This window comes from Oscillibacter valericigenes (assembly GCF_021531915.1).
Classification (GTDB): Bacteria; Bacillota; Clostridia; order Oscillospirales; family Oscillospiraceae; genus Oscillibacter; species Oscillibacter valericigenes_A.
Window position 1 is genome coordinate 1 of record NZ_JAFBIV010000022.1, and the last position, 11,528, is coordinate 11,528.

Sequence of the window (11,528 nt, forward strand, 5' to 3'; positions counted from 1 at the left end):
CAACTCGGGGACTTTTTCTTGTTTACTTTTTTCATCGCTATAAGCTCTTTCAGCCCCCCGGCATAGCCGGGGGTTCACTTTGCCAAAGCAAAAGAAGGCATGTCAGCAGGTACTAAAAAACGCACCTGCTGACACGCTTTCTTAAATATATGACGCAAAAGACAACACGATTTTTCAGGGCATCTTCAGCGGCTGCCGCTCATGTCCATGACCGCAGCGCCGCCAGACATAAATTCCGCAAACCGGCACCATATATTCCGGTGCCTGAACCATTCCTCATATAGCCGCCGTTCCCTCCAGGAAATCCCGCCGGTACTGGGAAGGAGTGATGCCCTCCGACTTCTTGAACACTTTGGTAAATACCCGGTAATCGCCGTAGCCGGACTGCTCTGCCACCTCCGCGATGGAAAGTGCGGTGGACAGCAGGAGCTTTTTCGCCTTCTCCATGCGGATGTTGGTCAGGTAAGTCAGGAAGCCCACACCAATCTCACTTTTGAAAAGCTGGCTGATATACTGGGCGTTCAGATGGAACTGCTCCGCCAAGATGGAGAGACTGATATCCTCCGCCAGATGCTCCTGCAAATACCGCGTAATGCCGGTGATGGTGCGTTCCTCCTGCCGGTTTTCATTTTTTGAGGACTGCCGCTGGAACAGTGCGATTTTCAGGTTGTCGATGCAGGAACCGAATTCCTCGTAATTCACGGGCTTCAGGATATAGTCCGTGATCTGCAGCCGAAGGGCTTCCCTGCAGTAGGAGAAGTCATCGTAGCCCGATACGATGACAAAGGCGGTCTCCGGGTGCTTGATACGGCTGAGCTGGATGACCTTCAGGCCATTCATGATGGGGATGTTAATATCCATGATGACGATATCCGGGTCCAGCGCATCGATCCTGGCCAGAGCCTCCATGCCGTCGGCGGCCTCGCCCACTACCTCGCAGCCGTGGGCCTCCCAGTCAAAGAGGCGCTTGAATCCCTCCCGGATCATGATCTCGTCATCCACTAGCAGCACACGCAGCTTTTTCATTTTACTTCCTCCTCCAGCGGCAGCAGGATATGGGCCGTCACACCGCCTGCTTCATTTTCCGTATACCACAGGCCGAACTCCCGGCCGCACAACAGCTTGATGCGCTTCTGTACATTCAGGATGCCGATGCTGTTGCCAGTGAGCTTTGGTGCCTGCTTTGCGTAGTCCCGCAGCATTTCGTCGATTGCAGCCTTCTTGCCCTCGGCAAAGCCGCTGCCGGTGTCACAGACCATGATCTCCATATGGCCGTCCGCCGTTTTCTGCGCCGAAATACGCACCTCGCCCCGGTAGCCCTTGTTTTTCAGGCCGTGGAGAAGGCTGTTTTCCACGATGGGCTGCAGGATGAAATTGGGCACCTGCGCGCCGCCCAGGTCCGGATCCATGTCATATTCGCACGTCAGCTCCGGATACCGGTAGCACATCAGCTCCATATAGGCTTCCAGCAGCTCCATTTCGTCGTCCAGTGAAACCATAGGACGGTCCACCTTGACGCTGAGCCGGAAGAAATCCACCAGCCGCATGAGCAGGTCCGCCACCTTTTTGTCTCCGTTCAGCTGGGCCTGGATACGGATGGTATCCAGGGTATTATAGAGAAAATGGGGGTTGACCTGGCTTTTCAGGTACAGCATGGACATCTTCTGTTCCACCAGTTCCGCCCGCAGGATATCCGGGTTTTCCAGAATCAGGTAGAAAGCCAGCGTGATCAGCGTCATCCCCATGCCGCTGATGAGCCAGGTGTGGCGGAGACCCTGCAGCGCAGTCACCACAAGCTCGATCAGCAGCGCAATGCCGATGGCCATTTTCTTCTTCTGCTGGATGTTTTTCCAGCTCACAAGAAGGAGTCCGGCACAAAGGAGAAAATAAAATGCGACGCTGAGATAGCAGAATACCACATGGATGCCATCAGAATAGTTACCCTGAGGGGTCACGGCATAATGGATGGGGAGCAGCATATCCCCCAGCTCCGCGATCACCAGATAGATTTTGGCAGCGAGGTCCAGCCGCCGCGGCTTCCCGGTCTCCTCTTCCACCAGAATGGCAATATACTGGTAAAAGAGGAAGAACACAATGATCATCGTTCCGATGAAAAGGCGGTGGAAGGTGTCGTTCAGAAGGGTCGGCACCGTTTCCAGATGATTCACGGTATAAACGGTAATTCCATCAAAGACCAGATGGACCAGCATAACGATCAGAAGCGCCGAAAAAGTCCGGTGCAGCTGGGTATGCTTTTTCTCCGCAGAAAAATAGACATACGCTACAAAAGCAAGAACCAGAAACAGTGCAATCTCCATTCGCAGCATAGACTTCACTCCTTTTATACGATTGTAACTCTTTCGTCCGCCGCAAGATAGGCAGAGAACACAGAAAAATGTGTCATCTTTATAGGTATTGCAACAGCCCGCAGACACACTGCGATGTCCAGTCGGCTCATCCGGTTTTACTGTTTGTATGTGGAAAACCTTGCCGAAAGAGCCATTTTCCAAGCTGATTATACCACAGTTTTTCTGCTTTGGATGCGTGATCGTATCCTTCAGCAGGCTGGAGCCCTTCTATTTGGCTTTCACAGTTCACTGGTTAAAAGAAATTCCCCGGGAATTCATGTTGACGCTGAAAGGAAAATGTGCTATTATACGTTTTGCTCAGTCTTTGAGTCCTGGTTTTCAATTGACAGCTGGATTCATCTCTTCGGTAAGGCAGCCAATCCACGCCATCATCCAGGCAGCAAAACTTCATATGCTGGTGTAGCTCAGCTGGTAGAGCAACTGATTCGTAATCAGTAGGTCGCCGGTTCGAATCCGGCCATCAGCTCCAGATCTCCGTCACAGTTGTGGCGGAGATTTTGTTTTTCCTGTGCTTTCACAATCCCCGGAGCGTCCATGCAGCAGCCGCCTGTATACTACGTTTTGTATTATTGCAAGTTTTACGTCATTCTCCCATTTTCTATTCTGCTGTCTTCCTCCGGTAAGCAGAGCCCATCAACCAGGTCAAGGAAAAAATACGGAGAATTTTTCTTCCCTTTTTCGTCAAAACATCTCTTGCTTTTTTGCTTTTCGGGATCTGTCATCTGATTCCGGCTCTTCTCTGTAATTTACATAACAATTTCTGTAATAGTCTTTTACACAGAGTTATTCACATTTTCCACATGGTTTTCAACAGTCATTTTTTCTTTTGCTTTCAATCATTTTCTTGCTTTTTACCTTTTTTTTACAATCTCTGTAACTGTATTTTACACGGTTTGAAAAATCCGAAAAAGCTCAACATAAAATCGTCATCTATTCAATCCGGCATTTTGTATTGTCAAAACCACGATTTTCTATATCTATTTTCGTCAAAAAAATTTTTTTATTTTCAAAAATTCAAGTTGTTCCTAACCCGCCGTCATTTTCTCCATGCAAGTATGCATCATCGCATCCAAATATACAACAGGAGACCGCCTTCGCGGTCTCCTGTTTTTCCTTTATTCCGCGATGTCCCGGGTGGCGTAGGCATTCAGGTCCATACTGGCCGCATTGCCTGCCAGGTACTCGTAATAACCCTGTGCACCGATCATGGCACCGTTATCACCGCACAGCTTCAGGGGCGGCAGGTACAGCTTACAGCCTGCCTTCCCGCAGGCCCGCTCCAGGTCTCCCCGGATGACGGAGTTGGCGGCCACGCCGCCTGCCGCTGCCATAGTCTTGTAGCCGGTCTGGCGCAGAGCCTCCATGGCCCGGGGCACCAGGGTATCACTGACGGCCTGGGCAAAATCCCGGGCCAGGGCTGCCCGGTCCAGTTCCTCCCCCACCTGCTCCGCATGATGGGCCAGGTTCACCACCGCCGTTTTCAGGCCAGAAAAGCTCATGTCCAAGGGCGCACCGTCCACATGGGCATGGGGCAGTTGATAGACGCCGCCCACCGACTGCTGCGCCAGCTTATCCATGGGGGCACCGCCGGGATAGGGTAGGCCCAGCACCCGGGCCGCCTTGTCGAAGCACTCCCCCGCCGCATCGTCCCGGGTGGCACCCAGGATCACCATATCTGTGTAATCCCGCACATCCACGATCAGTGTGTTGCCGCCTGAGATGGCAAGGGCCAGGAAGGGCGGCTCCAGCTCCGGGAAAGCCAGGTAATTGGCAGCAATGTGGCCCCGGATATGGTGGACCGGGATCAGGGGCACCCCCAGACCGTAGGCCACAGACTTGGCGAAGCTGAGACCCACCAGCACTGCGCCGATGAGGCCCGGTGCGTAGGTCACCGCCACGGCGTCGATATCTGCCCGGGTGCAGCCGGCGTCAGCCAACGCCTTTTCTGTCAGGGCGGCAATGGCCTCCACGTGCTTCCGGGAGGCGATCTCCGGCACCACGCCGCCGTACAGGGCGTGGAGGTCCGCCTGGGACGCAATGGCGTCGGACAGGACCTTGCGGCCGTCCTCCACCACCGCCACGGCGGTCTCGTCGCAGGAGGATTCAAAAGCCAGTATCTTCATAATATGTCACGTCACTTCTTTCTTTACTGCTCCCAGGCCACCTTGGCACCCGGAGCCCTGTTGGGATCATAGGGAATGCGGACGTATCTGGCGAATTTGTCCGGAGCAAAGCTGTTCTCGTATACGAAGCGGTGCTCCGCCATCAGCTGCCGTTCATCCACTTCCCCCTTTGCCAGATACAGGGTCTTATAGTGGACGCCAAATACTTCTGTCTCGTAATCCGCCAGCCGCAGGCCGTTGCGGGCGTAAAAGCCCAGCCGCCTCTCCGCCATGGCCGGATCAGGGGCATGGACGGGAGCCTCCGCCTCCCCGAAGATGACGGTATCCGGTTCCGCCTCCGCCAGCTTTGCCAGCATCACGGACCCCAGCCCGCTGTTGCGGGCCCTGGCGGAGACACACAAATAATCCAGCAGCGCCCAGCCGGGATGGCCCAGCCACAAAAAGCACTGGCCCACGATCTCGTCCCCATCAAAAAGGCACCAGGGTGTGTACCAGCCCTCCCGCCACATCCGCTCGATGGCGGACAAGGGCTTCAGCTCTGCCGAAGGAAAGGCCTCCTTCATGTCACGGTCATAGACCGTGCGCAGCTGCTCAATGGTCGGCAGTCTCAGTTCCATAGTCGAACTCCTTGGTCATGATGACGGCATCCTCCTTGGGATGCTCGTAGTAATTTTTCCGCCGGCCCACGCTGCGGAAGCCGCGGCTGCCGTAAAGGGCGATGGCGTCGTAGTTGGAAGCCCGGACCTCCAGGGTCAGAAAGGCCAGATGGTTGCCCCTGGCAAAGTTCATAAAAACCTCCAGCAACTGGGATGCCACACCCTGACGGCGGCACTCCGGCCGCACCGCTACGTTGGTAATGTAGCCCTCATCCAGCACCACCTGCAAGCCCGCGTAGCCCACCACTTTGTCTTCGTCATCCAGGGCCACCAGGAAGGCGGACAGCAGGTTATCCAGTTCCTCCGCCAGCATATTCCGGGACCAGGGGGTGGAGAAGCAGATGCGCTCCAGCTCCGCCACCTCGTCCAGATGGTCCCCGTTCATGGGCACGATGCGCACATGCATCCGTTTTTCTTCCATATCATTCACTCCTCAATCATGTTTCGCCATCAGCCGCCCGGCTGTACAGGGCGATGCCGCAGATGATGACCGCGCCGCCCAGCACCGTCAGCAGGCCGGGCCGCTCGGCGAACAGGACCAGGCCCCACACCGAGGCAAACACCGGCTCCATCAGCTTCACTGTGGAGATGAAGGCCGGGGGCAGATACTTGAGTCCCCAGCTGAACACACTGTGGCCCAGCAGGGTGCAGAACACCGCCATGCCCAGGGCCGTCAGGCCATTCACCGCGCCATAACCCGCCAGGGGCGTGCCGCCTGCCAGCGTGATGACCAGCAGCGTCACTGCCGCAGCCGTATAGACCAGACATGTATAGACGGCGGTGGAAAGCCGCCTGCGGCACACCGCACCGATCATGGTGTAGACCGCCATGCACAATGCGCCGGACAGGGCGATCACGTCGCCCCGCAGGGCGTCCGGCCCCGTGGCGGTGTCCGCCAGGGCAATCACGATGCTGCCCCCAAATGCCAGCGCCACTGCCAGCCACGCCCGACCCGGCAGCTTCTTTTTCAGCAGCAGCACACTGCCCAGGGCCACGAAGAGGACCTCCGTGTCCACCAGCACCACCGACGAGGCGATGGAGGTCCACCGCAGGGATTCAAAGTAAGCCGCAAAGTGCAGTCCCAGAAAGGCGCCGCTCATCAGGCACAGCAGTGCATCTTTCCGGGAGATGGTCCGCAGTTCACCGCGGCAGCGCAAAAACGTCCACGGCGCCAGCAGCGCCGCCGAAAACGCCATGCGGTACAACGCCAGCACCAGGGAGGGTGCCGTGGACCACCGGACAAACACGGCGGACAGGGACACCCCTGCCACGCCAAGAAGGACCAGCAGGCGTTTCATCCCTTGGCCTCCAGCCAGTTACTGCCCCAGTGGGCCTCCGCCGTCAGGGGAACGGACAGGGACACCACCTGCTCCATCTCCTCCTCCAGCAGCTTGGCGGCGGTCTCCGCCTGGGCCTCGGGACACTCCACGATCAGCTCGTCGTGAACCTGAAGCACCAGACGGGCCTGCAAGTTCTCCGCTTTCAGCCGCTTGTGGACAGCCACCATGGCCAGCTTCATGATATCCGCCGCCGTGCCCTGAATGGGCATGTTCAGCGCCACCCGCTCACCGAAGGACCGCATATTAAAGTTGGAGGACTTCAGCTCCGGCAGGTCCCGGCGGCGGTGGAAGATGGTCTCCACATAGCCGGTCTCCTTGGCCGTCTCCACCACGGAATCCATATATTTCCGCACACCGGGGAAGGTGGTAAAATACGCCTCCATATAGGCTTTCGCCTCCGCCACAGATACACCGATGTCCTGGCTAAGGGAAAAGGCGGAGATGCCGTACACGATGCCGAAGTTCACCGCCTTGGCGCTGCGGCGCATCTCCGGCGTCACGTCGGCCCGCGCCACATGGAATACCTTAGCCGCCGTCTCGGCGTGAAAATCGCCGCCGGAAAGGAACGCCTCCCGCATCCCCGCGTCCCCGGCGATGTGAGCCAGGAGCCGCAGCTCGATCTGGGAGTAGTCCGCGTCCACCAGCACGCAGCCCTCGGCAGGCACGAACATGCGGCGAATCTCGCTGCCAAGGTCCGTGCGGGTGGGGATGTTCTGGAGGTTCGGCTCCGTGGAGCTGAGCCGCCCGGTGGCGGTAACGGTCATCTGGAAATTGGTCCGCACCCGGCCATCCGGGTCCAGGGCCTTCAGCAGACCGTCAGCGTAGGTGGATTTCAATTTTGTGAGCTGGCGGTATTCCAGCACAGCACCCACAATGGGGGCCTCGTACCGCAGCTTTTCCAGCACGTCGGCGTTGGTGGACCAGCCGGTCTTGGTCTTTTTGCCGTGGGGCAGGCCCAGCTTGCCGAACAAAATCTCGCCCAACTGCTTGGGGGAGTTTATGTTGAAGCTCTCCCCCGCCATGTCGTAAATCTTCTGTTCCAGCTCCGCCGCCCGGCAGGACAGTTCTGCTCCGAACTCTGTCAAAGCCCGAGCGTCCACCCGGCAGCCCGCCAGCTCCATGTCCGCCAGCACGCGGCACAGGGGCAGCTCGGCGGTCTGGTACAGCTCCCACATATCCAGCTCTTTCAGCTTGGCGGACAGCGTCCCGTACAGGGCCTCCACCGCCGCCGCATGGCTGTCGAAGGCCGCTTCCGCCTGGGCGGCATCCCCCAGCAGAGAGAAGGCCTCCTTTTCAAGGTACAGCGGCTTGGGAAGCTCCTCATTGAACCAGGACACAAACAGCCTCTGAAGGTCATAGCTGCCCGCCGTGGCGTCCAGCAGGTAGGCCGCCAGAGCGGTATCGAAGATAAAGCCATCCGCGGGCAGGCCGTTTTCCAACAGTGTCCGCATCAGGTCTTTCACGTTGTGGGACACTTTTTTGATGTTCGCTGAGAACAGGGCTTTCAGCAGCCCGTTCCAGTCCCCGGAGAACTTCTCAAAGAACAGCTCCGCCGTCAGGTTGGTGTTCTCTCCGGTTTCACACACCACGGAAATGCCCGTCAGGTCCGGCAGGGCCAGCAGGGACACATGGTCTGCCTGCCGCCACTGAGCCAACAGTTGGTCAGCTTTCTTCTGATCCGTTACCTGTTCCACCGTAACGGTTACATCCACCTTTTTCGGCTCCGCAGGCTTCTCCTCCGCCGTCAGGCCAAATTTTTCAATGAGCTTGGTGAATTCCAGCCGCAGGAATAACGGGTATGCCGCCCCGCCCGGTGCCTTCACCAGATTGTCCTCTGGCTGGAAGTCCAGAGGCGCGTCGGTGACGATGGTGGCCAGCCAGTAGGAGTGGCGGGCGGCCTCCTCCCCCTCCGTCAGCTTGCGGATGGCGGCAGGCTTGGCCTCGATGTCCGGGAGTTTTTCATACAGGGCGTCGATACTCTCATATTTTTGAATGAGGTCCATGGCGGTCTTCTCGCCGATGCCGGGGACGCCGGGGATGTTATCGGAAGAATCGCCCATGAGGGCCTTCAGGTCGATCATATGGATGGGGTCGAAGCCATACTGCTCCCGGAAGGTGTCCGGGGTCATGTCCTTGGTGGTGGTCTGCCCCATGCGGGTGGACACCAGTTTCACCTTGGTGCGGTCGGTAATCAATTGCAGGCTGTCCTTGTCTCCCGTGACCACCACGCACTCCCAGCCGGCGGCCTCGCATTTGCGGGAGATGGTGCCGATCAGGTCGTCGGCCTCCCAGCCCTCCATCTCATACCGGGGGATGTTCAGGGCGTCCAGCACTTCTTTCAAAACCGGCACCTGCATCCGCAATTCCTCCGGCATGGGCTTCCGGGTGGCCTTGTAGGCCTCGTCGGCGGTGTGGCGGAAGGTGGGTGCGTGAACGTCAAAGGTGACGCACAGCGCGTCCGGCGTCTCCTCTCCCTCCAGCCGCAGCAGGGTGGTGAGAAAGCCGAAGACAGCATGGGTATACAGCCCATCCCGGGTGGAAAGGGGCCGGATACCGTAAAAGGCCCGGTTGATGATGGAATTGCCGTCGATGACCATGAGCTTCATGGGGATACCTCCGGAAATGATTTCATAATTAAGATAGTATACCCCATCCGCCGCGGTTTCGCAATGGATGGGGCAAAAAATGGCTTATTTACGGTATGGGGCAGGCTCGTCCGTCAGCCCCAGCAGATAATCCACGCTGGTGCCGTAAAACCGGGCCAGGGCAATTAGAGACGCGCTGGGGATGTCCAGGGTCCCGCTCTCGTACCGGGAATAATTGGTCTGGGACACATGCAGCACCGCCGCCACTTCCGTCTGATTCAGGTCCCGGTCCTCCCGTAGGTTCCGCAGCCGCTGATACATAGGTACTCCCCCTTTGGCTCCATTGTATAGTATGCAAAAATCGCATATTGTTTTTATGCGATAATCGCATAAAATGTGAAAAACAAGGAATGGAGGCTTCCCTATGGACCAACCGACCCCGCAGCGCTGGCGCATCTGGGTGGACACCAGGAACCGAATCGTTTCCTTTCACCCGGTGGAGGGCTTTGAACTGCTGGAATTCCGGGACCGAGAGCTGTTTTTCCGCTGCGTGGACGAATACACCCGCCAGCGCTATCGCTATCAATAAAATTTTCCCCTTTTTTCAGTAGACAAACCGCCGGTTTTGGCGTATACTCACTCTAACCAGATATTATTATATTTTATGTCTATCATAACCAAATTTAATGTCAAAATCATGGTAAGAAGGAGTGGTTCTATGTCTGAAAGCTATGCCGGCAAGATCAACCGCAAACTACTGAAAAAGCGGCGCATCATCAATGCCGCCGCAGGCCGGGAACCGGCGGATCTGGTGCTGAAAAACGCCACTTACGTCAACGTGTTTTCCAACGAGCTGTGCCACGCAGACATCGCCGTGGCCGAGGGCCTGATCGTGGGCATGGGCACCTACTCCGGTGCGGTGGAGGAGGACTGCACCGGGAAGATCGTTCTCCCCGGCTTTCTGGACGCCCACATCCATCTGGAGAGCTCCCTGGTGAGCCCCACAGAGTTCGTGAAGGCTGTTCTGCCCCACGGCACCACCACCGTCATCACTGATCCCCACGAGATCGCCAACGTCATGGGCACCGACGGCATTGAGTACATGCTCCAGGCCACGGAGGACCTGCCGGTGGATGTGCGGTTCATGCTGCCCTCCTGTGTCCCGGCCACGCCTCTGGACGAGTCCGGTGCGGTGCTGGATTACCGGGCCATCGACAGCTTCTACGACCATCCCCGGGTCCAGGGCCTGGCGGAGATGATGAACTTTGTGGGCACCATCGCCGGGGACGACCAGTGCGTGGAGAAGATCGTGGCGGCCCAGGCCCACCACAAGAAGATCGACGGCCATGCCCCGGACCTGGTGGGCAACGACCTGAACGCCTACATCGCCGCCGGGGTCTACTCCGACCACGAGTGTCACGATCTTCAGGACGCCATCGCCAAGCTGGAGCGGGGCCAGTTCATTATGATCCGGGAGGGCACCGCCGCCCGGAACCTGGAGGCCCTGGTGCCCCTGCTGTGCGACAAATACAGTGAGCGGTGCATGTTCTGCACCGACGACAAGCACCCCAACGACCTGCTGGAAAAGGGCCACATCGACTACATCGTGAAGAAGGCCATCGGCCTAGGCGTGGACCCCATCACCGCGGTGAAGGTGGCCTGCCACAACGCTGCCCGGTACTTCCTGCTGAACAACCGGGGCGCCATTGCGCCGGGGTATCTGGGCGACTTCGTCATCATTGATGATTTCCAGAATTTCAACATTGAGAAGGTCTTCAAAAAGGGCGAATTGATGGTGGAAAACGGCGTGGTTCATGACTTCCCTGCGCCGGAGATCGAGCAGTACCTGACGGACCGGGCCCACAGCACCTTCCACGTAGGCACCCTGACGGCGGAGGACTTTATGGACCACCGTCCCCGGGGCATCATCGGCATGGTGAACGGCGAGATCACCACCGTGGACGCCGGCTACTCCGACCGCATCGATGTGGAATACGACGTGCTGAAGATCGCCGTGGTGGAGCGTCACAAAAACACCCACCACATCGGCATCGGCTTTATTCAGGGCTACGGCCTGAAATCCGGCGCCGTGGCGACCTCCATCTCCCACGACTCTCACAACATCATCGTGGTGGGCACCAATGAGGCCGACATGGCCCAGGCAGTTAACCGGGTGGTGGAGCTGAACGGCGGCATTGTGGTGTGGGACGGCGGCGCCCCCAAGGCGGAAGTCCCCCTGGCCATCGCCGGTATCATGAGTGATGAGCCGCTGGTCACCGTCAATGAAAAGCTGGAGGACGCCAAGGAGCAGGCTTACGCCCTGGGCGTGGGCCGGGGCATCGACCCCTTCATGACCCTGAGCTTCATGGCCCTGCCGGTCATTCCCTCTCTGCGCATCACCACCCGGGGCGTGTTCGATGTGAACAGCCAGAGCTATGTGTGACGCTCCATTCCG

Annotated in this window: 10 protein-coding genes and 1 tRNA gene; 3 read left to right on the forward strand and 8 right to left on the reverse strand. The window is 57.9% G+C overall.

Annotated elements, in window-relative coordinates; translation table 11 throughout:
- Window positions 1–276: 276 nt before the first annotated feature.
- Both JQM66_RS11135 and JQM66_RS11140 read right to left on the reverse strand, forming a co-directional pair.
- Entirely contained in the window at window positions 277–1,026 is a 750-nt protein-coding gene (locus JQM66_RS11135) for a response regulator transcription factor (protein WP_235229946.1), read from the reverse strand.
- Window positions 1,023–2,327, reverse strand: coding sequence for a sensor histidine kinase (locus JQM66_RS11140; RefSeq protein ID WP_235229947.1), 1,305 nt, complete (start codon window positions 2,325–2,327; stop codon window positions 1,023–1,025). Before JQM66_RS11140 ends, JQM66_RS11135 begins: the two co-directional genes overlap by 4 nt.
- 435 nt (window positions 2,328–2,762) lie before the next feature.
- Here JQM66_RS11140 and JQM66_RS11145 point away from each other — a divergent pair.
- Window positions 2,763–2,838, forward strand: a tRNA-Thr gene (locus JQM66_RS11145).
- 646 nt (window positions 2,839–3,484) lie between these two features.
- On the opposite strand, the gene tsaD is transcribed toward JQM66_RS11145, so the two are convergent.
- The 6 genes from tsaD to JQM66_RS11175 form a co-directional block, all read right to left on the reverse strand.
- Entirely contained in the window at window positions 3,485–4,492 is a 1,008-nt protein-coding gene (gene tsaD, locus JQM66_RS11150; protein WP_235229948.1) for a tRNA (adenosine(37)-N6)-threonylcarbamoyltransferase complex transferase subunit TsaD, read from the reverse strand.
- Between the two features lie 23 nt (window positions 4,493–4,515).
- Window positions 4,516–5,109: a GNAT family N-acetyltransferase gene (locus JQM66_RS11155; protein WP_235229949.1), complete on the reverse strand. Its 594-nt coding sequence runs from the start codon at window positions 5,107–5,109 to the stop codon at window positions 4,516–4,518.
- Window positions 5,084–5,569, reverse strand: a complete 486-nt coding sequence (gene rimI / locus JQM66_RS11160; protein WP_235229950.1) for a ribosomal protein S18-alanine N-acetyltransferase — start codon at window positions 5,567–5,569, stop codon at window positions 5,084–5,086. The genes JQM66_RS11155 and rimI overlap by 26 nt, the downstream gene beginning before the upstream one ends.
- A gap of 16 nt (window positions 5,570–5,585) precedes the next feature.
- Window positions 5,586–6,446 (reverse strand): DMT family transporter, encoded by an 861-nt coding sequence (locus JQM66_RS11165; RefSeq protein ID WP_235229951.1) that lies wholly within the window; start codon window positions 6,444–6,446, stop codon window positions 5,586–5,588.
- Entirely contained in the window at window positions 6,443–9,094 is a 2,652-nt protein-coding gene (gene polA, locus JQM66_RS11170; RefSeq protein WP_235229952.1) for a DNA polymerase I, read from the reverse strand. The genes JQM66_RS11165 and polA overlap by 4 nt, the downstream gene beginning before the upstream one ends.
- An 84-nt stretch (window positions 9,095–9,178) precedes the next feature.
- On the reverse strand, window positions 9,179–9,394 hold the full coding sequence (locus JQM66_RS11175) for a helix-turn-helix domain-containing protein (protein WP_235229953.1): 216 nt from the start codon (window positions 9,392–9,394) through the stop codon (window positions 9,179–9,181).
- 103 nt (window positions 9,395–9,497) lie between these two features.
- Here JQM66_RS11175 and JQM66_RS11180 point away from each other — a divergent pair, with 103 nt between their 5' ends.
- Entirely contained in the window at window positions 9,498–9,662 is a 165-nt protein-coding gene (locus JQM66_RS11180; RefSeq protein ID WP_235229954.1) for a hypothetical protein, read from the forward strand.
- Between the two features lie 129 nt (window positions 9,663–9,791).
- Window positions 9,792–11,516, forward strand: coding sequence for an adenine deaminase (gene ade / locus JQM66_RS11185; RefSeq protein WP_235229955.1), 1,725 nt, complete (start codon window positions 9,792–9,794; stop codon window positions 11,514–11,516).
- Window positions 11,517–11,528 lie beyond the last annotated feature (12 nt).